A 21,226-nucleotide genomic window follows, 5' to 3' on the forward strand; every position below is an offset into this window, starting at 1 on the left:
ACTATATATCACTTTCTACCCGATCAGTTGCGATTAAAGCAATCTAATTACATCTGCTTTTTCTACTGATTGATGTAACCTTGATATAATAGTATTGAATTCCACCTCTGTTAATACTCCCTGCTCAGAAAGAAACTCGAGGTGACGGGCATATATTTCTTTTTTATGATCTTCAGATAAGTTCTCTACAAGTTTAATCGACTCACACCGCTTTTTAATCAAAGAGGTGAATTCGCTAACTTCTTCTGGCTTACTTTTACTCGGTAAAATATAGAAGATATTACTTCCATCATCTGCACTAGTGAATATCAATACTTTTGCCGAAGATTTAACACAGGTATGAACACAATTTATAAATAGAATAGCGAATATTGTTGAAAATATAATAATAACCCACACATTTTTATCCGTACCGCTCAACATAAAATATGACGATACACATAACAAAAAAGCAATGAAAAAGAATGCACTATAGATTAACGCTTTTATATTAAGCTTTTGATACTCAATCGGTGTAGGGTTTAAAGCCGAAAATGGAATAGAATTTTTCCGAGAACTAAAAAAACCTTTTGTTGAAAATTCAATTTCTTTATTACCAACTAATGTATATTTAAAACTATTGAATAAACCAGTTTTTTGACAAAGTTCAAAATTTGAATGCATGATTTTTCCTTAATACCTAACAAGCTTGCTAAATTTTTATTTATCTAGCTAAAAACTTATTGAAAATATTTGATGCGCATTAAGCCCATATATAATTTATTTTTTCTATGTATTCCGTGGGCATCAGCTAAAGAGTAAAGAAACTCATTCAATTACTTTAGTTCCAGGTTACATTTTCTTATTATGTTGCTATTTCGAATGTCTTCATAATTACAAAAAGTAAACCGTTTAATGCCACAGAGTAGACACTTAATCGCAAACCATCATTTGCGTGTTCATTATGAATATCACTTATCGATTTTGGTGGAGTTTCTCTTTCATAAGTTAAACGTTCCTCTATTGAGATATTTAACCTGATATAACGATAAAGTACAAAACCCATACCAACTAAAGAGAAAATCATCCCTTCCCAACCTAATCCTGACCATGGCAAAAATGAAATAAAACCCAATAGATAATATAAAAAATACAATTGATTACTTAAAGGTAAATCGATGATTTTTAATATTATTATTTCTCGCCGGCTTCGAGGAGTTCGTTTTGTGTATAGTAAGCGATTTTGAGCGTCATTACTCATGTGTGCGCAACTTAACCGTGTTCGATGGGATGTAACCTTAACTTTCATTTTATTAGTATCCATTACCCCCCCTACTTTCAGAAAAATTATTGTGGACAACCAAATTAATTCACTTTTAATTGAGATTGTAACATATTAAATGATTGATTAAATTGAATTATAAAGAGGTTTATGAGGATAATTAACGTGTATTATTCAAACGAAAGAGCGTTACACTTGGTTTAATGTAAACTATTACATAACTTCTCGCTGTTATTTAAATTTGTAATAAATAACTTATTTTTACTGCCGTTCTTCTTCAGACAGTGTTGTTAAATTTTAACTTTGCGGTTAACCACAACCCAAAAGTATATAAGTATCGCTATCCAATTAAAAAATAATAGTGAACCCCCTACAATTACTCGATACTTTATATCTTTATTTGATGAAAAATCAGCTAGCATTAGTAGAAAAAAACCAGACATAGATATAATGGCTATAATTACAACAATCTGAATACATAGTGGATATTCTTCAATAGAGCCTGTACTACCTACAAAGCCAAACATTACAATGAATAAGAATGTATACCAATAACCCCAAATTTTCTTCATAACTAACCTTTGAAATTTAACACAGCAACAAGTGAACTAAAACAGTGGCCTATGTAGCAGACACGTAACTAATGTTTTAGTTGTGCTCAATTACTTTATTATAATTATCCCTTTCAACCGATAGAATCTACACCTCATTTTCTTTTGACTTTTTGTAAATCAGCAGGAAAGAATAATATTTAGTATCAATTCAATAATAAAATATTTAACATTTTGATCGGTTAAAGTTTGGGGTTCATTACTATGAAGTCGCTTAGCTATTGATTGAAGTGATATCTAACCTTTCTAGTTCGATTTAAGCATGAGTTCTTCTTTTTATCTCAATTAGGTGTGAAGGGTCGAGAGTTTGCTTTCAATTCCTATTGGTTCAGCGAATTGCACTCACTGTTACGACTTTACTTAATAAATGCTTTTTAGGGTAATTTATAATTACCTCAAAATTATCGGACTCATTAAAAGTTAACCTAAAATTATTTTTAGAAAGCTCACAAACTGTACGTAAATTATAACTATTATAGAATGAAGTAAAACTATAATGACCTACAATTTTTTGAAGCTTATTTATTACTATAATTTCACAACTTTCTTCAAATTGACAATCCCAATTTATTAATAGAAGAAAGTAATCGTCCAGTTCAAATTGCTTTTCAATAACATACCCTGAGACTTTTTTTCCAAGTGCTTTGCCACGGTAATACAATAAAGATTTTAAAGGTCGCTTCTCGTAATCTCCTTCATGTTCTTGTATTGTGAATTTATCGATTATGTTCATAGTGGCCTTTGAAGTATAAAGAGGCTGTAGAATTACTCCAGCAGCTCAAATTGATAAAAGTCGAGTCCCTCTAACCATTCCTAAATGATTTTCTCACACTAGGTATGCATTTGTCCCATAAATCGAGCTAATGCAAGTGTGGCCGCAGTGACCGTCTTTGCTGATTTATCATCAATACGTGTCGATACTGTAAAACGCGTTTTACGCTCAACAATAGTCACTAATGCGCCGCTATGTCCTTTACCAATGACTAAATCTATTTCCCAATCACCAACTCGGCTACGTGTGTCAACGATATTAGGTCGTTCATCGATACTGATGCGGTTCTTGATAAAACCTCGACCAGCTTGTTTATCTTTATTGCGCGCTTGGTAAGCCTTACCTTTTCGACGCAGATTTTTGAATAATTGACCACCACTTCGCTTATCGGACCAAATATGTTGGTAAATAGTTTCGTAGCTAATACTGATGCCTCGCTCTTTCTTAAGCCATCCTGAAATTTGGTCAGGGCTCCATTTTTCACCTAGTTTTACATTTATTAATGCAATCAGATTGGTTGTCAATTTTATTGCTTTACGGGCTTCAATACGGCGTTTAACTGTTGCTTGTTGAGCTTGATTAATACGATAGCCTCGCTTGCCAGTATTACGGGCAAACTCTCTACTAAGCGTCGATTGACTCACATTCAGTTGTTTAGCTATTTTATTTTGACTCATGCCTATTTTCTTTAGGGCGTAAATCTGGCATCGTTGTGCATAGGTCAGTTGTTTATATGTTTTCATTGTTGCATCTCTTGCCGGAGAAAAGGCGATAAGCATATATTCAGCTGACCACTTTTCCTACCAATTCAAGTTATGCACTTATGATCTGAATCCAAGGGTATCAATGTACGATCAGTGAAAAAATAATAAAAAGATTTATGGTTGTCCATGACCTCTGACGATATGGCATTCAATATATAAAATATAACATATAACATATAACACATTGATATAATTGAGGTATCAATTGTATATTAGCGAGGCTCGCCTTAAAGAAAGTTGAATTATTGAGCCAGCCCAAAACCCATTCCACTATTTACTATATAAACCAAAGAGTCTCGTCGGGCTTGTCCAACACCCAGATAAGGTGTCGCCTGCGCAGCACCTATCCTTGCTTGTTATATCATTTTATATATTCAAGCATTGTTAGCTTAACAATCACATTAGCATTGTTATCTGTTGCCTCTATTGTAATTTCTCTGTTTCCACCATCCGAAAAACTTGACCCCACCATTTTATATCCATTACCATTTAAATATTCTTTAAGGTCACCTTTGATTTGAGCTGAGTCTTTCATACTATGAAATATAAAGGAAATTACAATCGGCTTATTACCGTCACTAGAACTATAAATATAACGTTCCTCAATAATATCTGCAGATGAAAAATTTTTAAATAAATTAGGCGCGAGTAAATAATAATCAATCGAAGATTTAGAAAAATCTCTTCTTTCCGATAAAGATATCATCGAATAGTAAGCACCTAGTAATACAATTAACAACACGCTGAAATATATTAATTTTTTTATCACTTATTTTACCTCACTAAACAATACACCCTGCTTTACGGGAGTAATTGAATTGAAAGCAAAAGGAAGAGGCATCCTTAAAGGCGTTGAACTAGACGAGCTTGGAAGAGGATAAATATAAGGGAGCATAGTAGTACTTTTATTCTCACCGACAGCCCCATATTTATCCCATATTGCTAAAGCGATTTTTTTGCTGACAGGTTCACAAATAGAAATATATTGTTTACTTGGTTCTACTGCTCGATAAAATCCAATTAGATTTGAAACAAGATCTTCTGCACTAAAACTACTATTGGTAAACTTACTAAACAACCAATTTCCCTGCATGGTCTCGAATTCTTTAGATACGTCAAGAAAAATTGTCAAGATAATGGGTGTCCACGACTTTGTTTGGTCTTGACATATATTGCGCTTCAAATATTTTAGCATTAGGTAATTTTTTTAAAACAATATTTTTAACATCATTAAAATTATCTTTATTACAAAATAAACTTATTCCATATATTATATTTTTGCTATAAATGTGAATAATGTATCTGTTTGAAGTAAATACAATAAACCTCAATTCATCTTCATCAGTCAAACCAGTTTTCCAAAATATAGGGATATAATCAGCCTTTTCAGGTTTATCTACTTTAGGCTTAATAAAGCTTAAAAATACAGTGCCTGCAGCCCCTGCTAACAAAAGAGGATCAGTAGATAATGCAACAACAATCAATATCACACTCACAGAGCGTAAAAAACAAACAAGTTTAGTAGGATCTTGAATACCATAACGCCACTTTGGATAAATTTTCAACACATCAGTAAGCATACCAGATTCAGTTATTTTAAAAGCTATACTGTAGTATTGACTGCGCCATACATAATAAAACAAAGCATATATACTGGTAAAAAAAATAGTAATAGTAAGCACTAATCCTCCAGCAGCATCAGATGTATTAGGATCGTTTAGTGTAGAGAAATAATTGATAAGTACTAAGCATAATGGAATACCTAAAATACTTAATGCTTTTAAATGATGTTTTATAGGGCTATCTTTCCACATAAAAGCTCTAGGAGAAGACCATTCAATAAGTGCCTCTTCATTTTCTAATAAAGCCCTGTCTTCTTCAGTATAACAACCATGATCAATACCCAATGTGCAATATTGAATATAATCAGGTCGTTTTATTATTTTGCTCATTTTATTCCTTTTGTACTTTTGCAATCACAAAAAACGCATAAAGCAGGATTTGGTAATATGTCTGATAACCGTTCAAAAATTAATAGTGCGTCTCCTTCCGATGATTTTGCAAAAGCAGAAGAAAGTCCTAAACCTAAAAATTTAATGGATTATAAACCAAAGACTTCACTTAATGCTGCATCTCTTTCTTTTACGGGTGGAGATGAAGATTTTTTTACTAAAAAAAGAGAAAGATCTAAAGAGGAAATAATAATGGATCCTAGAGTTATTTTTGATACTGGTGAAGGTACTGCTTTGAAATTAAAAGATATAGATTTTAATTCTGGAAAATATGAAGAAAGTGGTAATAGTGCTGGTAGCTGGTAGCTGGTAGTAGCCAGAATACCTCTCATTCACAGGCATTAGTTGTAGATAAAATTCAAAATCCAGGATACACAGGTGGAGAACAGCAATAATTAATTATAATGTAGATGGTCATAGTTTTTTGCTCTATGAGTTCAATTATTTAATGTTGTTTTCTTTTATTAAATAATAAAACTTTTGCACTAATTTTTATATTTAAATATAAAGTGTTCAATGTTTGTTAAGGAAAGTTAATGAGAATTTTTAAATTAAAAAGTTTTTTTCGGGGTATATTGTTTAGTTTAATTGCATTGATATCTTTGCAAAATGTATGGGGAGAAGATATGAATGTATTACAAGGTAATGTGAGGTTTAAACTAAATATTCAAGGACATGGATTAAAGTATTTTGTAAGCGTTAATGATGTTGTCGTTTTCAAACAATATGATGGCAATACCCAAGATAGCCTTGATTTACCGATTAATCATTGGATGCATCCAGAGCAAAGTCTATTTAAAGTGTGGGGTGGAGATTCTAAAGGTAATAAGTTCCCTGCTGGCGCTTCTGTAAAATTAACATTGATCGTTGAAGATAGAGATTCTGGTGCAAGTTATCAATTATCTATACTTGAACTTAATGGGAATGAAGTTTATGAACGAAAAGAGTTAGACGGAATTTTAAAAAGTGGGCGGTATCATTTAGCGTCTAATAATAAAGTTGAATTTGGTAAAGGTGAAGTCGAATTAAAACCAATTATAAAAAGAGAGTATAAAAATAAAGATACGTTTATTTATAGCCGTCAAATTTCTGTACCGAATCAACTCCCGCTTTGGGCGTTCTTTAAAAGTGTTCCTTTACCAGATTATCGTTCTATGACCACTGAGGAACTAATTGAAAGCAGAAACGAGTTGTTTTTAGCTTACAAAGTGATTCAAGACGGTTTAGAGAACGAAGATGTCGATTCTATTATGCCTTTATTTGCAGAGCGAAATAAAGAGTTAGATATTGCTTTTGGTTATCCATCGGGAGAAATGGAACGATTGTTAAGAGAGTATATTAATAAAGCTATAGATGATCCGAATTGGAAACTTATAAATAGAACTGCAAATGATGTTGGTATTTCCTTTGAACAGAATAATAAAATAGTTAGCCTTGTGAGATCAGAAAGAGCAAACATACTTGGGTTTGTCAACCAAAGTGGTCTTTATTATAGTTTAACCATCATGTTTAGGCGTGAAAATGGTAAGTGGATTATTACGCGTTGATTAAATACTGAAAATTATATCGCGTACACTTGGACATCCATCGTACACGCGGACATCCATTTATTTCACAACCAAAAACAAAGCTATTTTTATGAGCAAAAAATAAAATAACCGAGAAAATAGTTTATTTAATCGTAAAATAGATAAATTTGAGGGGGTTTAAGGCAAATAATAGCTTTTTCAAATATGCAAAGTTTTAGCGGCAGCTAAATGAAGTGTTTTATTATGTTGTGAATAAAAAAGTGCACTGGTTAATGCAGTCGTAATTGATTCTTACTCGCTATCCAGCGCTTACCTGTGTTGCTTGCATAAGCCGCTAATGCTTCTAGCGAACCCACTGCCCCGTGATAATCTTTACCAAAACTACTCGCTAGTGATAACCAAGTATCATTGTCTAAACCAAGCATTGACAATAGCCTAGGTCGTTGATTTGATATTGCACCACGTTTATCTTCCCTTATTATTCGCCCGCTCCAATCTACTAATTCAATATAATCTAATAATGAAAATGGAAGACCTTGAATGTTGTTTTCCGCATTATCTTGGCTTTCATCACCCACGAAGCCAAATAAGGGCTTTTTAGTAAAAGTGTATTCTAGTGGCTTTTCTTGCTGTTGGGCAACACCATGAATGCGTTCGTAAGCAGATGTATATTCTGACGTTTCTATACTGACACTCATTTTTGCTCGCACTGGATTCAAATCAACATAAGCCATGCAAGTTAATAGCGCATCTTCGTCTAATAGTGCTTGAGATTTAAATCGACCTTCCCAAAAGCGCCCAGAGCACTCATCTTCTTTATTGGCTTTACGCGCAATAAATTCGTTTAAACAACGCATAAACCATGAAATATCCGCTAATCTCCCTCTCCATCCTTCGATAATAGCTAATGCAGCTTTGTTTTCAGCCTCAGAAATTGTTTGCTCTGATTGCCAACGTTCAACGAGTATAGGTTTTGAATAAAGCAAACACCAACGTTCACAAACCTCTTCATGACTTAAGTTTTCGTTAAGCGCTTCGTCGATATGTAGTACAAGGTGATAATGATTCGACATGATAGCGTAGGCGCAAATGTCGATATTAAACACAGAGGCTAAGTAATGCATACGCTCAACAACCCATTGGCGTCTATGCTCAAATGATTTTCCCGTGTATTTATCTTCTCCACACAGATAAGCTCGACGAACACAGCGAGAAATACAATGGTAATAAGGTGTATCAGATAACGATACCTGAGATTGGCGTGACTGCGTCATAACAATGACCTCTTAACCTGTAAAACTACATCACTAAAAAGTAGAAGAGTAATTATGATTCGTCAAAATTAATGGGTGTCCGCTACTTTTCTTTTTTTCTTACTGCAAAATGGTGAAAAAAAACGTTCTTCATTGCTTAAGCCTTCAGTTTCTTTCTTAGGAGTCATCCCTCTTAAATGAAAATAACCATCTTCTGTAGGAAGAAGAACACCTTCTGCGGCCTTCTTTGAGCCTGGTACTTTTTTTAATATATCTTGTATAAATTCGTCACTTAATTTCAAAGTACACAACCTCCTTTAGTTCTAACGCCTCGTTAAGAGGCAAAAAATTGTTGGCTAAAATTAGCGACGAAGGAGCAAAAGCCAACTGTTTTTTGTCCTTTTGAACGACTTGTTATGTGCTTGAGCGATATATTAAAGAATCTTCAATGAATGTTCCGTTGATAGTGTTTCTAGAAAAACGAATATCGGATACATCATTTGCTCCTGTACCAATTGCAAACTTCATAAGTTGAATTATTGGGTGATCAATATTTGCAACACCAATATCATTTATTGATACAACATATTCTTCTTTATTTGCATCATTATTTGAATCTATGATTCTTTTATAAAACGCTTTTGGTCCATTTTTACCAACTAGAGGAGATGCAATAATTAGCTTCCAATTTTTTTCCTCTGGAAAATAAAGCCACAAAGCAGTCTTTACCTCTGAATTAGACTTATCTAATCTTCGAATTAATTCTGCTCCAGATTTTGTCATGTTTTCAGACAAAATTTCTGTTACCAATATGTCTTTAGCCATGCCAATATTCCTGATTCGTTATCTGTAACTGCATTAAATAGATCTACTGCTCTTGTTTGTTCGATAGTACAATCGTACCTTGAAGTTTCTGTCCAATCTTTTGCTACAGCCCAGTTTAAACTAAACTCTTGATCTTCTCTTTCTTTTTGAGTTAATTTTTGCTTTAAACCTGCCGTCCCTAATAACTCAGACAGTTTGTGAGTATGGCTGGCATTTGCCAGTTGTTTGTTTGGGAAATCAAACTCTTTTACTTGTTTAGCTATACAAGCTTTGAATGCGCATTCTAAAGCATATCCTGCCAAGTAATACGCACCGTGGAAATTATTAGAATCTAGTAGTGCTTTAGATTCAGCAACTCTAATATCTACTAATTTTTCTAAATCAAATTTATTCATAAAATATACACTTGAAGATGAAAACCTTTTGGCACATAACGCTTTGCTAAGAGGAAAATTATGGTTGGCTATAATGCGCGGTGCGCAAGCCAACTGTAATTTTTCCTTTTGAGCAACTTGTTATGAGCTAGTTTAGTTTAGGACGATGAAACTCTTTTCTTGGGGCGATTTGTGCGACACGAGATGGAGTTACACCATATTTTTTAGCAACAGAATCCGAGCGTTCTCCACTAGCAACTTCAGCCTGTATAGCCTGATCTCTTAGGCTCATTACTTGCTTCTCAAGCTTAGCGATATCTTGTCCCTGACTTTCGATTATTTTATCGTGCTTTTCAACACGGGTTTCTAGTTCTTCTTGTGCCTTAGCAATAGATTCAAGAGCATTTAAAATATGATTCTTTTTCTTAGCCATTATATTCTCCGAATAAAATTAATGATTTCAAAACAGCACTTAAATCAATTTAAGTGCTGTAGATATTAAATTCATTTAAGTGAGCAGTCAATAAATTAAATAAATTTAATTAAGTCTATTTAATTCCAACATGGCAGGAGGTGAATATTACATAGCTCATAACGCCCCGCTAAGGGGAAATTTGTAGTTGGCTAAAATGTTGAACGGAGTGAAAACAGCCAACTGTAAATTTTCCCTCTTGAGCGCCTTGTTAAGTGTTGTACGTATAAATATTCCAATTGCTTTTATTAGCGCCTATTGAATCGTAAAGCTTTTGTGCAACTTCGTTATCTGGAGCTGTTACCCATTGAAGCCTAGAAGCATTATTTTCTGATGCAAATTGATGGCAATGTTCAACTAACTTCCGCCCGACACCTTGCCCACGTATATTTGAAACCGTAAATAAGTCATTAAGGACTGCAACTTTTGATGTGATACTTGAAGCATAGGAAAAATATACTGTAGCAAAACCAACAACAACTCCGTTATCACGATATAAAAACTGGCAACCAGCTGGATTAGATTCACTAAATTGAGAGAAAAACTCTTCGTTTTTAGAGTCTGATATATTCGCAACATTATAGAATTCCTGATAAGCGCGAATCAATGGCAATACTTCTGCTATGTTATTTTTGGAAACTATTTCAATCACACCAAACCTCTAATTATATGGAAACACTTAACGCCACATTAAGCGGCTAAATATAGTGGGCTAAAATGGAGCGGAGCAAACAGCCCGCTGTATTTAGTCCACTTGAATGCCTTGTTATAAGCCAATTGTACTAAACTGACAACTCGACAAATATAGTATATGACGTAACAAGACCAAACAATGATGTGTTGGGAGTTAAGGATTTGATAACCCAACCTTCTTTAGTTAATTCGGATATTTTATTATTAAGGGAATTAAGATCAACTTGGTTTGACTAGAATCCTTTCTTTTTGAATTCGATAACTTTTTGCACTTTAGCATCCTTTCATAATTATTAACGCAATATTCTTATGGCTTATAACGCCCATATTAACGGGCTAAAAATTGTGGGCTAAACTTGAGCGAAGCGAATGGCCCGCTGTTTTTAGTCCTGTTGAATTGCCTTGTTATGTGCTGTTTTTTAATAATTTGATCAATGCTTCATTACCAGCTTCGTGCAACCATAAACACCAAAAATGAACCGTTTGATTAAGCCTACTATAAACAACCCACTCTCCAGTTTTTTTAGGTTTCGATACTGATTCAAGTAATGAGCTATACATAGTTTCAACATTAATTTCTTGCTCATCTAGTTTTAGATTTTTAACATAATTGGCCCAATTCTCTACAATAAATGATGATTGCCCAAAGTGCGAATGTAACACTTCAAAGCCTACGCCATTTGTGATCTTTTTCAGTTTTCTACCTTTGTTGCTAGATGCGATAATTTCAAGCTCTCTTAAGACTGCATGTACTGGAACAGCAACAGGTAGGTTTTCAATAACGACATAACCTTGATGGTATAGTTTAGAAATTTGTTGCTTCATTGAAAGTGAAAATGTCGAATTGGGACAATGATACTCAAGAGCTTCATCTATTCTGGCTACATAATTTTCATATAACCAACTATTTTCCAAATCATAATCCCTACGAATAGGGATATTCAAAGATTTTATAATACCCTCTATGCTAGACATAAAACTCCGAAGCACATAACAGTTAATTAGACTCCTCCGCCCTAATCCTACTAATATAAAGTTAGTAATTTAATCGCTTATGGAGAAATAGTATGAACAATACAACGATTGGTGTTGATTTAGCAAAGGATGTTATTCAAGTATGTGTTTTCTCTCAACAAAAAATCATCTCTAACACTGAAATGAATGTTGCTGACTTCGCTATTTGGTTAACTCAAAGGAAACCATCTACCATTGTTTTTGAAGCCTGTGGAACATCTAATTACTGGAAGCAAAAAGCAACGTCTTTAGGTCATACCGTACATCTGATATCAGCTAAATTAGTAAATGTGGTTAGGCAGCAACAGAAGAATGATAAAAACGATGCACTTGCCATTGTACAAGCATCACATTTACCAAACGTAAAATTTATTAAAGGCAAAACACTAGAGCAACAACAATTACAATCTTTAATACGTATTAGAGATTTAGCAGTTAAACAGAAAACGGCTATTAAAAATCAAATTAAAGCACTCTTATTAGAACTCAATATTCGAGTATCAACTAAAAATGGTGGGCTAAATGGCACGATTCAACTTGTTTTAGAAGACGCTGAGAATGGTTGTGCTATGTACTTCAGACAAGCTATTTCGACCGTGTGGAAGACCTACTTACAACTCTGTCAATCAGTGAGTAAATACGACAAAGTCATAGAGCGAGCTATTCGAAAATCACCTGAATGTAAAAGATTAATACAACTCGAAGGAGTAGGTCCAATTAATGCAATTAATTTGTACCTGGCAATTGGCTGCTCTGATTCAATGGTATTCAAACAAGGTAAAGACGTATCTGCTTGCATAGGTTTAACACCTGTTCAGCACTCCAGTGGAGGAAAAACAAAGCTAGGTAAAATTAGTAAAAATATAAGGAACCAAATGCTTCGCAGTCAACTTGTGACTGGTGCATTTACCTTTGTAAACAGCATTGCTAAGAAAGAAGCAAAAACTGAAAAAGAACGATGGTTAAAGAATTTGATAGACCGAAAAGGGAAAAAATGCGCATCTGTTGCCTTAGCTAATAAAACGGTAAGAACTGCATTCTCAATGATAACTAAGAACACTGAATATAAAGTTACACCTGTTTAAAAACGTAATTTCAATAATAGATTGCAATCAATAGAATTACCTAGTTGAACCAGCAATATGCTGAGAGCATCACGCTCGCCTAACAGAATTGGTCACTAGTATGTGCGTAAATATCATTGAGCCAGAGTTCGCTACTCGATAGAGCTCGTACATAAGTTCGCAACAATTTCTATTAATATGAATCGATTATTGACTAGGAGGAGTCTACATAAGCATATTAAATAACAAATTGTCACCTTTCCCGCGGAAAGATGGCAAATATCCAATGATTAATAATAGACTTAGATTACTGCAATTATCATTTTAATCAACGATTTAAAATAAAATATGAAATATAAGTCATGTAGAAAGGCGACAAAATGCAATATTTACGGCGGAAAGATGGCAAACATGAAGGGCTGTATAAATAAACAGTCCGCTTACTGCTGTCGAACATGGAATAACAATTCATTATATTCTTCTAACATTATCAACTGTAATGTTTTCTACTTCGATGAATTGGCTCTTAGGTCCCTCAGTTATTTATTTTCAAGTTATTTTTATGAGGTATCTACAAATCTAGGGCAAACTAAGTCCTTAGTTCTATCTCCTTCTATCACCTTCTTTTACTTATTTTTTATTGAAAATATAATGATGAATTTGGGTATCAATGTACAATCAGTGAAAAAATAATAAAGGGCTTATACATCCATGTTTAAATCGTTCTTTCCCAATCCTAAGATCTTCTTCATCTCGGCATTGATTTTTGCCGGACTTACTTGCGCTATTTGGTATGGATACAATGAACAAATGGCAGCGTTACTTGGCTTAGATATATCGCAGTCTGAACCTGTTATCGGACTTAAGCATTTTGCCACCGACTCATTTTTACTGTTTTATGCTTATTACTTTGCTTGTACTGCGCTGTTTGCCTTGGCGTGGTTTAAGATATCGCCGCATAAATGGCAATGGTGGTCGATTATTGGCTCGTCGACTATTTTATTCTCCACGTACTTTTCAGTACAAGTCTCCGTTGCTATTAATAATTGGCGTCGCCCTTTCTTCGATTTAATTCAATCTTTACTAAAACCGATTGGCAGCGATACGCCTACCGAAGCTGTCGATGCTCAAGCAGCTAGTACGGCGACTGGACAGCTATTTGATCTGTTAATTGTGTTTGGTCAGATTGCTTTTTTAGCTATTTTTATCTTCGTGGCAACACGCTTTCTTGTCAGCCACTATATTTTCCGCTGGCGTACAGCAATGAACGATTACTACACATCACATTGGCAAAAGTTAAGACATGTTGAAGGTGCATCTCAACGTATTCAAGAAGATACCATGCGTTTTGCATCTATTATGGAAAGTTTAGGTGTGGCATTAGTAGAAGCTATTATGACCTTATTTGCCTTCTTGCCTGTGTTATGGGCGTTGTCTGAATATGTGTCTGAATTACCGATCGTTGGTCAAATTGCACATCCTCTTTTCTATGCCGCTTTGTTCTGGTCTATTTTTGGTACAGGGTTATTAGCGTTAATTGGTATCAAGTTACCAGGCTTAGAATTTAATAATCAGAAAGTTGAAGCTGCTTTCCGTAAAGAGTTAGTTTATGGCGAGGATAATGCTGATCGCGCGACACCTATCGCTTTAAACGAGTTGTTTGCCAATGTCCGTAAAAACTACTTCCGTTTATACTTCCATTATATGTACTTTAATGTGGCGCGTATGTTGTATTTACAAGCGGATAATATCTTTGTATTTATACTGTTAGTCCCAACTATTGTTGTTGGTGCAATCACCTTCGGTATTTTGCAACAAATTCTAACGGCCTTCGGCCAAGTAAGTAGCTCCTTCCAATATTTGGTCAATTCTTGGACCACCATTGTTGAACTTTTATCAGTGCGCAAGCGTCTTACTGCATTTGAATCAACGTTAGAAAATTAATATTATTTACCCCTATTTCACTTTGTGATTTATACATAGCTGTATAGGGGTGTTTTTTAATAATAAGTCAGACCCTAATAACACAATGTAATACTTAAATTTCAACTACTTTATTAGGTTAATAATTACTTAATAAACAACCTCATTAAAATTAGCATTTCAATTACCACTTACACTTGTTATGTTATAACATAACTTTGTTGGCGATATGAATGCGTAATAGTTAATAAGAATAATATACTATGAAAAATAATCTTAAACTCTTACCTCTTATTCTCATCGTTAGTTTACTTACTCCTGTAAGTACGCAAGCTCATCCCCACTCATGGATCGACATGAAAACAAAAATTGAAGGCAATGAAAGCCAAATCACTGGCTTCACTATGTCTTGGACTTTTGATTCAATTACCTCTGCTTACATGCTTGATGGAGAGGATTTATCGGCTGAAAATAAAGCGGCGACGTTAAATAAAATAAAAGATTCAGTAATGGAAAATATCAATGTAGAGCATTACTTTACCTACTTTTATGATGGGGAAACTCCGATTAAATATGCCTTCTCTAACAAAGGTACATTGACGCAAAAGGGTTCAAAATTGACATTGGATTTTTATGTTCCACTTTCAAAGCCTAAAGCGATTTCGGATCGCCCTTTAAAACTTGCTATTTTTGAGCCAAGTTATTATGTAGATATGAGTTGGGATAGTAAAAACGATATTCAATTATCATCGGCATTAAGTAAACGTTGTTCTTTTGAACTCATTCCTCCAAACCCGTCACCAGAGCAAGTCTCTTATGCAATGTCACTAGGCGTTGATGAAGATCCTGATGATGCGCTTGGTCAACTATTTACTCAAACGGTTTTCATTAATTGCCTTAAATAAGGAAACATAGTGACAAATAAAATTACGTTCAATAAGCATTGGTTATATTTTGTAAGCTTGATTTTTATTAGTGCTGGATATGCAATCTGGCAAGCTTGGCCTTCGTTGATCATTACTAGTATGCAATGGCAGAAAGGCATCAATGAGCAGATTATTGAGCTTTTGTATTCTGCACAAACTCAATTATTAGCTTCTGGCATATCTTTGGTTTCTTTAGCCTTTATTTATGGGATATTGCACTCTCTTGGTCCTGGCCACGGTAAGTTAATTGTCACGACTTACCTTGCTACACACCCGACAAAAGTAAAAATCAGTTTAGTACTAACTATTTTATCGGCGTTATTACAAGCTGTCGTTGCCATTGTCGTCGTCTCTGTATTGTTAATGCTGTTTAACTCAACAATGCGTGAAGTAAATGATGAAGCGAACAATTTAATCACGTTAAGTTTTTATTCAGTGGTTATATTAGGTTTAATCGTTATTTGGCGTAATGGTAAATCGTTAATTAAGTCTTTTTATTCACGCCCTACTCCTATCAAAATAAATACGATTAAACCTATTATGACGCCTGCTAGTAATAAAAGTCAGCCTACAACGCACGTTCATAACCATGGTCCCGATAATGTATGTGGTTGTGGGCATGTCCATTTTGCCGGCGCTGCAGAGATTAATAAGGCTTCTTCACTTAAAGAATTTTTAGCGATTATTTTTAGTGTTGGATTACGCCCTTGTACTGGTGCAATTATGGTATTGCTGTTTTCTAATACGTTAGGTTTGTACTGGTTGGGTATTGTAAGTGCATTTTTCATGTCGATTGGGACCGCATTAACTACTTCAAGTATTGCGGTTATGACAACCTTAGGGACTAAACTAATACAGGGATACCTAACTGTTGGTGATAAAAACAGTAAAACGTCAAAAAGTAGTGTTTCAACCGGCATCAATAGTGAGAACATTAAAGTATTTGTTAAGTTAACCGGCGGTATTTTAATCGTGTTAACGGGAGCTATTTTATTACAATCTCAGCCTGTTGGTATGTCTCCAATATTCTAATCGCTACAACTCCACTAATTTAATATTTGTACTCAGTTAACATCGAGCTAAGTTAATCAACTAACTTAGCTCGGTTTTTCAACGCTTTAATGTATATCCACATTAGGCTGTATGAAGACTAAGTCTGTGATCCCGATATCAACACCTGATTGGCTTAATAACGTGGTAATTTGACCTCGGTGGTGTGTTTGGTGGTTAAAGAGGTGCATTAATAGGTTAAACAATGTTTTGCTTGCTGTGACACCTTTACTATTTTGATAGGTAACAGGCTGTAATAACTCTTCATCGCTTAACATACCAGCTAACTCGAGTAATGCTTCATCAAGTATTACGCGTCTATCTTTAAGATCATTAAAGTTATTAGCAAGAAATACATCAAGCGATTCAGGCATAGATAACTCGGCAATGGGTGTATAGGCATCATAATGCCTCAACACACTATCAAACCTTTTTAACCACATAGTATCGCCCACGCAAATATGATTTAAGGTGGCAAATATTGAACCGAAAAACGATTTTTTATCTTCATGCAATATTTCTGGTGGCAATGCACTAACCGCTTCGTAGATCTTCTGGTTCATCCATTGGTTATAGTCAGCCATCAAATAAACATGCTCTTGCAGTTTCATAAAATTTTTCCTTAAAGTATCGCTCTGATTTTTGAGTGGCTGAATCATGATTAGTTACAAACCACTGTTTTAATTTTGCATAGTTTATATCAAAACCGATGTTAAATACTGCTATTCAATAACTAGGTAAAATGCTATTTAAAGTGCTATGTAAAATTTTACAATTCAGTCAAAAAGCTATTTTTTTGTTAATTTTGAAGCTGCCCTTTCAATCCTTAAATAAAAGTCGATAAATGTGTAGCTGTGCACAGAGTTAATCATATTCAACTAAGTTAATCTCCCAATAGTTTTGTTTAAAAATTTACAATAAAAACATAAGTAATTGTTTTTATTGTAAATCACAAGTTTCCTAGCTGTTCTTTAAAATAATTAACGTCATAAAAACCATAAGCACCATTGATTAATAACGTTTAATTGTTTCAATTCACACTTCCAACATTAGCCAATCAGTATCCTACATCCTCAGTTATTTCATTTAACAAATGCAAAACACTATTTTAACAAAGTGATGAAATAGAGGTTCCCCCTCCTCAAAACTAACTGAGCGCAAAACACAAGGTGAGAATGAGCTTTTGTTAACTCAGACTCATTATTTTAGAAAACAAGCAAAGGATGTAAGTTAATGATTAGATTAAAAAGAATGTTCACTGGTATGGTGATTGCGACTACTTCACTTATTTCGATCAATTCTGCTATAGCGGCAGATTATCCTCCTCATACTATTAATATGGTCGCTCCTGCTGGTGCTGGTGGCGGTTGGGATTTAACTATTCGTACTGTTGCTAAAACGTTAAAAGATACAGGCCTGGTAGAATCTAATATGCCTGTGGTTAATCGACCTGGTGGCGGTGGCGCTGTTAATCTTTCATACATGCAAACGCAAACGGGTAAAGGTGACTTAATCTCAGTTTATTCACCACCTATTTTATTAACTAACTTAACAGGCTTAACGCAATACAGTTATAAAGATACAACTCCCCTTGCACGTCTAATCACTGATTACGCTGCTTTTGTCGTACCTGAAAATTCAAAATATAAAACCATTAAAGATGTAATGGATGCTCTAAAGGCAGATCCTAAATCCGTTAAAATTGGTGGTACGTCTGCCGCAGGTTCAATGGACCACATCCAATTTTTACTCGTTGCTAAAGCGGCTGGTGTTGAAAACCTTCGCAATATTGATTATGTCTCATTTCAAAACGGCAGTTTAATTGCACAAGCATTAGGTGGGCATGTAGATCTTATTTCAACAGGTTTAGGTGATGTTGCCGGTCTTGTACAAAGTGGAAAACTACACGCATTAGCACAAACAGCAGACAAACGTATCGGCACTGGATTAATAGGTGAAATTCCGACAGTAAAAGAACAAGGTATTGATGTGATCTTTGAAAACTGGCGTGGTTTGTTTGGGCCTAAAGATATGCCTGAAGAAGCGGTTGCATATTGGCACGATGCGTTACAAAAAATGGTCGCTACTCCAGAATGGAAAGCCGCATTAAAACGTAACGGTTGGGATGACGCTTATCAGGATGAAAAAGCATTTACTGAATTCTTAGGTGACACTAATACCCAATACAAAACGCTGATTAAAAGTGTATTTGGCCAATAAAACGCAACAATGTTATTTAACGATATAAACAGCAATCCATCTACTTAGGACTTCACCAACAAGGTGTATTACAAGATATTGCTGTTTATTCAATATTAGTTTCATTTAAAACATATTAAAGCTTTGTGTAAAAAGCAAAGCTTTCTTCCTGAAAGTATATCGAATCATGTATCCGCAAATCTTAAACGACACGTGAATATCGGTGTAAGTTAATAAATTCAATTATTTGGTAGAGGTGAAAAATGTCAAATATAAAATCTAATTGGGATGGCCTAACAGGGTTATTTAGTATCGTATTTGGTTTGGCCTACGGCGGGTATGCCTACAGTTTACCTCAGCCTATGTTTGGCAACCCATTAGAAGCCATATTCCTTCCGTTGACTGTATCGGCTATTGCGATATTTATTGGAGTGTTGCTGATCATTACAGGTGGAATGGCACCTTCTATCATTGCAGTTAAAGCACTATTAAACGAGAGTCCAAAACGTAAAAGTGACCGAAGAAAAGTCGCGATCACGGCTATTATTTGTGTTTTCTATGCCATGTTTTTTGAACATGCTGGTTATGTGGTGAGTACATCTGTCTTTATGTTTGCGATGTTAACCGTCACTTGTGGGTTAGTTTTTTGGAAAAAAAGCCTTTTAATTTCACTGATTTTCGCGGTGAGCATATTCATAACTTTCAATGAGATGCTGTCAGTTAACCTTCCTCCATTCCCATTTTTTAATTAAAAGGTCGAACAACTATGGATATTTTAAACAGTTTGATGGACGGTTTTAGTGTCGCGCTTCAACCGTATTACTTATTTTTAATTCTAGTCGGTGGCATTTTAGGAACCGTTATCGGTATGTTACCCGGTCTCGGCCCTGCAACAGGTGTAGCTATTTTATTGCCGATGACTTTTTCTATGGGCCCTACAGCATCACTGATTACTATGATGGGTGTATACATTGGCGCTATGTTTGGTGGTTCTCGAAGCTCAATATTGATTAATACTCCCGGTGATGGCGCGGCACTAGCAGCAACCTTTGATGGCTATCCAATGGCAATGAAAGGCCGCGCTGAATCTGCGTTGGCCATCTCAGCGATTGCTTCGTTGATTGGTGGCACCATTGCAGCGGTATTAATGACATTGATGGCAGAGCCTGTTGCTGGATTGGCAATTAAATTTGGTCCTGCTGAATATTGCTTATTAATGGTGGCAGCGCTATCTATGACGGTATCTATGTCAAAGGGAAACATGCTCAAAGGCTTTTTATCAATGTGCATTGGTTTGGCTATTTCTACCGTGGGTATTGATGGACAATCTGGTTTACAACGTTTTACTTTCGGAGTGTTAGAGCTTCAAACAGGTATTGACTTCTTAGTGGTTATCATCGGTATTTATGCACTCGGAGAAGTATTTAAAAGTTTCAGCACACTAGGTGAAGGTGGTAAAAAAGCACAGACTAAATTTAAAAAGATTTGGATAAGCAAAGACGATTGGAAACGCTCTAAATGGCCTATTCTTCGAAGCGCTCCAGTTGGTTTTATCATAGGTGCCTTACCTGGCGCAGGTGGCACTATGGCTTCTTTAATGTGTTACAACAATGAAAAACAATTATCTAAAAATAAAGAAGAATTTGGCCATGGTGCTATCGAAGGATTAGCAGCACCAGAATCTGCGAATAATGCAGCGTCTATTGGTGCGATGATCCCAATGTTATCTCTAGGCGTTCCTGGTTCAGGCACGACCGCGGTAATGATGGGTGCTTTACTAATGCTTGGTATACAACCTGGACCATTATTATTCGCTCAACACCCAGACACTGCTTGGGGACTGATTGCTAGTATGTTTGTTGCTAATGTGATCCTTGCGATTGTTAATTTACCACTCGCTGGCGTGTTGGTTAGATTATTAGCGATTCCACCAAAAATTCTTTACCCGATTGTACTAAGTTTGGCTTTTGTAGGTTGTTTTGCGATTAGTGCTTCGGTGGTCGATTTTTATATTTTAATCATCCTAGGTGTTGCAGGTGTGCTTATGGCGCGTGTTGATATACCCACCTCACCAATGATTTTAGCCGCTATTGTTGGTGGTCAAATGGAGCAATCATTCCGACAAGGTTACCGAATCTCTAATCAAGATTTAGGCGCGTTTATGGATTCCGGTATCGCTCAAGGATTATTAGCGGTCACTGTATTATCAGTACTGTTACCACTTATTAAAACAATCCGTTCTAAAATGGCGACTAAATCAGCCTAACATAGCTAAAGCTACTTCAATAAATAACCATTAATAACCATTAATAACATTAACTTGTGAAGCATACTTAGTTGTATGCTTCTTTTTTTACGCAAAAATTGATGGAGGTTATAAAACCAAACAATTCACTATTGATTAATTAACGTTTCATTTAACATTGTTTAATCGATTCATTAACACCATTTTTACATTCTTGTTTGCTCACACCGATTAGGCAC

The 21,226-nt window shown here is 35.1% G+C and carries 24 protein-coding genes and 1 pseudogene; 9 read left to right on the forward strand and 16 right to left on the reverse strand.

What is annotated here, in order from left to right; all coding sequences use genetic code 11:
* Positions 1-33: 33 nt before the first annotated feature.
* From V5290_RS03175 to V5290_RS03210, 8 genes and pseudogenes are all read right to left on the reverse strand, one after another.
* Positions 34-663, reverse strand: coding sequence for a hypothetical protein (locus V5290_RS03175; protein WP_333381826.1), 630 nt, complete (start codon positions 661-663; stop codon positions 34-36).
* Between the two features lie 181 nt (positions 664-844).
* Positions 845-1,303 carry a hypothetical protein gene (locus V5290_RS03180; protein WP_333381828.1) on the reverse strand — a complete coding sequence of 153 codons (459 nt, stop codon included), beginning with the start codon at positions 1,301-1,303 and terminating at the stop codon, positions 845-847.
* A 248-nt stretch (positions 1,304-1,551) separates the two neighbouring features.
* Complete coding sequence (locus tag V5290_RS03185; RefSeq protein ID WP_333381830.1) at positions 1,552-1,833, reverse strand: hypothetical protein; 282 nt, start codon at positions 1,831-1,833, stop codon at positions 1,552-1,554.
* Between the two features lie 367 nt (positions 1,834-2,200).
* Positions 2,201-2,605 carry a hypothetical protein gene (locus V5290_RS03190; RefSeq protein ID WP_333381832.1) on the reverse strand — a complete coding sequence of 135 codons (405 nt, stop codon included), beginning with the start codon at positions 2,603-2,605 and terminating at the stop codon, positions 2,201-2,203.
* A 122-nt stretch (positions 2,606-2,727) separates the two neighbouring features.
* Positions 2,728-3,387, reverse strand: a pseudogene (locus tag V5290_RS03195) (IS30 family transposase); the annotation flags it as partial.
* A gap of 382 nt (positions 3,388-3,769) precedes the next feature.
* Positions 3,770-4,177 (reverse strand): hypothetical protein, encoded by a 408-nt coding sequence (locus tag V5290_RS03200; protein ID WP_333381836.1) that lies wholly within the window; start codon positions 4,175-4,177, stop codon positions 3,770-3,772.
* Positions 4,178-4,501 (reverse strand): hypothetical protein, encoded by a 324-nt coding sequence (locus V5290_RS03205; protein ID WP_333381838.1) that lies wholly within the window; start codon positions 4,499-4,501, stop codon positions 4,178-4,180.
* A gap of 22 nt (positions 4,502-4,523) precedes the next feature.
* Positions 4,524-5,360 carry a hypothetical protein gene (locus tag V5290_RS03210; RefSeq protein ID WP_333381841.1) on the reverse strand — a complete coding sequence of 279 codons (837 nt, stop codon included), beginning with the start codon at positions 5,358-5,360 and terminating at the stop codon, positions 4,524-4,526.
* Between the two features lie 57 nt (positions 5,361-5,417).
* Between V5290_RS03210 and V5290_RS03215 the strand changes: the two genes are divergently transcribed.
* Positions 5,418-5,726 carry a hypothetical protein gene (locus tag V5290_RS03215; protein ID WP_333381843.1) on the forward strand — a complete coding sequence of 103 codons (309 nt, stop codon included), beginning with the start codon at positions 5,418-5,420 and terminating at the stop codon, positions 5,724-5,726.
* Between the two features lie 230 nt (positions 5,727-5,956).
* Positions 5,957-6,967: a hypothetical protein gene (locus V5290_RS03220; protein WP_333381845.1), complete on the forward strand. Its 1,011-nt coding sequence runs from the start codon at positions 5,957-5,959 to the stop codon at positions 6,965-6,967.
* Between the two features lie 251 nt (positions 6,968-7,218).
* Here the strand turns inward: V5290_RS03220 and V5290_RS03225 are convergent, their stop codons facing one another.
* The 7 genes from V5290_RS03225 to V5290_RS03255 all read right to left on the reverse strand — a co-directional run bounded on the left by V5290_RS03225 (position 7,219) and on the right by V5290_RS03255 (position 11,541).
* Entirely contained in the window at positions 7,219-8,223 is a 1,005-nt protein-coding gene (locus V5290_RS03225; RefSeq protein WP_333381847.1) for a transposase, read from the reverse strand.
* Between the two features lie 68 nt (positions 8,224-8,291).
* Complete coding sequence (locus V5290_RS03230) at positions 8,292-8,504, reverse strand: hypothetical protein (protein ID WP_333381849.1); 213 nt, start codon at positions 8,502-8,504, stop codon at positions 8,292-8,294.
* Between the two features lie 112 nt (positions 8,505-8,616).
* Positions 8,617-9,027 (reverse strand): hypothetical protein, encoded by a 411-nt coding sequence (locus V5290_RS03235; protein ID WP_333381851.1) that lies wholly within the window; start codon positions 9,025-9,027, stop codon positions 8,617-8,619.
* On the reverse strand, positions 9,006-9,422 hold the full coding sequence (locus V5290_RS03240) for a hypothetical protein (RefSeq protein ID WP_333381853.1): 417 nt from the start codon (positions 9,420-9,422) through the stop codon (positions 9,006-9,008). Before V5290_RS03240 ends, V5290_RS03235 begins: the two co-directional genes overlap by 22 nt.
* Before the next feature lie 127 nt (positions 9,423-9,549).
* Positions 9,550-9,834: a hypothetical protein gene (locus V5290_RS03245; protein WP_333381855.1), complete on the reverse strand. Its 285-nt coding sequence runs from the start codon at positions 9,832-9,834 to the stop codon at positions 9,550-9,552.
* A gap of 250 nt (positions 9,835-10,084) precedes the next feature.
* Entirely contained in the window at positions 10,085-10,525 is a 441-nt protein-coding gene (locus V5290_RS03250; protein WP_333381857.1) for a GNAT family N-acetyltransferase, read from the reverse strand.
* A 446-nt stretch (positions 10,526-10,971) separates the two neighbouring features.
* The gene (locus tag V5290_RS03255; protein WP_333381859.1) at positions 10,972-11,541 is read right to left on the reverse strand and encodes a hypothetical protein; all 570 of its coding nucleotides are present in this window, start codon (positions 11,539-11,541) and stop codon (positions 10,972-10,974) included.
* Positions 11,542-11,633: 92 nt separating this feature from the next.
* On the opposite strand from V5290_RS03255, the gene V5290_RS03260 reads away from it, so the two are divergent.
* The 4 genes from V5290_RS03260 (at position 11,634) to V5290_RS03275 (ending at position 16,525) form a co-directional block, all read left to right on the forward strand.
* Positions 11,634-12,665 carry an IS110 family transposase gene (locus V5290_RS03260; protein WP_333381862.1) on the forward strand — a complete coding sequence of 344 codons (1,032 nt, stop codon included), beginning with the start codon at positions 11,634-11,636 and terminating at the stop codon, positions 12,663-12,665.
* Positions 12,666-13,355: 690 nt separating this feature from the next.
* The gene (gene sbmA, locus V5290_RS03265; RefSeq protein WP_333381864.1) at positions 13,356-14,588 is read left to right on the forward strand and encodes a peptide antibiotic transporter SbmA; all 1,233 of its coding nucleotides are present in this window, start codon (positions 13,356-13,358) and stop codon (positions 14,586-14,588) included.
* A gap of 242 nt (positions 14,589-14,830) precedes the next feature.
* Complete coding sequence (locus V5290_RS03270) at positions 14,831-15,472, forward strand: DUF1007 family protein (protein WP_333381865.1); 642 nt, start codon at positions 14,831-14,833, stop codon at positions 15,470-15,472.
* A 9-nt stretch (positions 15,473-15,481) separates the two neighbouring features.
* On the forward strand, positions 15,482-16,525 hold the full coding sequence (locus V5290_RS03275; RefSeq protein WP_333381867.1) for a nickel/cobalt transporter: 1,044 nt from the start codon (positions 15,482-15,484) through the stop codon (positions 16,523-16,525).
* 86 nt (positions 16,526-16,611) lie between these two features.
* Here V5290_RS03275 and V5290_RS03280 read toward each other — a convergent pair whose 3' ends face one another.
* Positions 16,612-17,154 carry a DinB family protein gene (locus V5290_RS03280; protein WP_333381869.1) on the reverse strand — a complete coding sequence of 181 codons (543 nt, stop codon included), beginning with the start codon at positions 17,152-17,154 and terminating at the stop codon, positions 16,612-16,614.
* 622 nt (positions 17,155-17,776) lie between these two features.
* Here V5290_RS03280 and V5290_RS03285 point away from each other — a divergent pair.
* The 3 genes from V5290_RS03285 (at position 17,777) to V5290_RS03295 (ending at position 21,008) form a co-directional block, all read left to right on the forward strand.
* The gene (locus V5290_RS03285; protein WP_333381871.1) at positions 17,777-18,763 is read left to right on the forward strand and encodes a tripartite tricarboxylate transporter substrate binding protein; all 987 of its coding nucleotides are present in this window, start codon (positions 17,777-17,779) and stop codon (positions 18,761-18,763) included.
* Positions 18,764-19,005: 242 nt separating this feature from the next.
* A complete protein-coding gene (locus V5290_RS03290) occupies positions 19,006-19,494 on the forward strand; it encodes a tripartite tricarboxylate transporter TctB family protein (protein ID WP_333381872.1) in 489 nt (162 codons plus the stop codon).
* 14 nt (positions 19,495-19,508) lie between these two features.
* Positions 19,509-21,008 (forward strand): tripartite tricarboxylate transporter permease, encoded by a 1,500-nt coding sequence (locus V5290_RS03295; RefSeq protein ID WP_333381874.1) that lies wholly within the window; start codon positions 19,509-19,511, stop codon positions 21,006-21,008.
* The last annotated feature ends 218 nt before the right edge of the window (positions 21,009-21,226 follow it).

It is taken from the genome of Psychromonas arctica (assembly GCF_036697365.1).
Lineage (GTDB): Bacteria > Pseudomonadota > Gammaproteobacteria > Enterobacterales > Psychromonadaceae > Psychromonas > Psychromonas arctica_A.

Excerpts from the sequence above, each read along its gene's own strand:
- V5290_RS03175 (WP_333381826.1), bottom strand. The coding sequence starts at position 663 with ATGCATTCAAATTTTGAACTTTGTCAAAAAACTGGTTTATTCAATAGT.
- V5290_RS03180 (WP_333381828.1), bottom strand. The coding sequence starts at position 1,303 with ATGGATACTAATAAAATGAAAGTTAAGGTTACATCCCATCGAACACGG.
- V5290_RS03185 (WP_333381830.1), bottom strand. The coding sequence starts at position 1,833 with ATGAAGAAAATTTGGGGTTATTGGTATACATTCTTATTCATTGTAATG.
- V5290_RS03190 (WP_333381832.1), bottom strand. The coding sequence starts at position 2,605 with ATGAACATAATCGATAAATTCACAATACAAGAACATGAAGGAGATTAC.
- V5290_RS03205 (WP_333381838.1), bottom strand. The coding sequence starts at position 4,501 with ATGCAGGGAAATTGGTTGTTTAGTAAGTTTACCAATAGTAGTTTTAGT.
- V5290_RS03210 (WP_333381841.1), bottom strand. The coding sequence starts at position 5,360 with ATGAGCAAAATAATAAAACGACCTGATTATATTCAATATTGCACATTG.
- V5290_RS03215 (WP_333381843.1), top strand. The coding sequence starts at position 5,418 with ATGTCTGATAACCGTTCAAAAATTAATAGTGCGTCTCCTTCCGATGAT.
- V5290_RS03220 (WP_333381845.1), top strand. The coding sequence starts at position 5,957 with ATGAGAATTTTTAAATTAAAAAGTTTTTTTCGGGGTATATTGTTTAGT.
- V5290_RS03225 (WP_333381847.1), bottom strand. The coding sequence starts at position 8,223 with ATGACGCAGTCACGCCAATCTCAGGTATCGTTATCTGATACACCTTAT.
- V5290_RS03235 (WP_333381851.1), bottom strand. The coding sequence starts at position 9,027 with ATGGCTAAAGACATATTGGTAACAGAAATTTTGTCTGAAAACATGACA.
- V5290_RS03240 (WP_333381853.1), bottom strand. The coding sequence starts at position 9,422 with ATGAATAAATTTGATTTAGAAAAATTAGTAGATATTAGAGTTGCTGAA.
- V5290_RS03245 (WP_333381855.1), bottom strand. The coding sequence starts at position 9,834 with ATGGCTAAGAAAAAGAATCATATTTTAAATGCTCTTGAATCTATTGCT.
- V5290_RS03255 (WP_333381859.1), bottom strand. The coding sequence starts at position 11,541 with ATGTCTAGCATAGAGGGTATTATAAAATCTTTGAATATCCCTATTCGT.
- V5290_RS03260 (WP_333381862.1), top strand. The coding sequence starts at position 11,634 with ATGAACAATACAACGATTGGTGTTGATTTAGCAAAGGATGTTATTCAA.
- sbmA (WP_333381864.1), top strand. The coding sequence starts at position 13,356 with ATGTTTAAATCGTTCTTTCCCAATCCTAAGATCTTCTTCATCTCGGCA.
- V5290_RS03270 (WP_333381865.1), top strand. The coding sequence starts at position 14,831 with ATGAAAAATAATCTTAAACTCTTACCTCTTATTCTCATCGTTAGTTTA.
- V5290_RS03280 (WP_333381869.1), bottom strand. The coding sequence starts at position 17,154 with ATGAAACTGCAAGAGCATGTTTATTTGATGGCTGACTATAACCAATGG.
- V5290_RS03285 (WP_333381871.1), top strand. The coding sequence starts at position 17,777 with ATGATTAGATTAAAAAGAATGTTCACTGGTATGGTGATTGCGACTACT.
- V5290_RS03290 (WP_333381872.1), top strand. The coding sequence starts at position 19,006 with ATGTCAAATATAAAATCTAATTGGGATGGCCTAACAGGGTTATTTAGT.
- V5290_RS03295 (WP_333381874.1), top strand. The coding sequence starts at position 19,509 with ATGGATATTTTAAACAGTTTGATGGACGGTTTTAGTGTCGCGCTTCAA.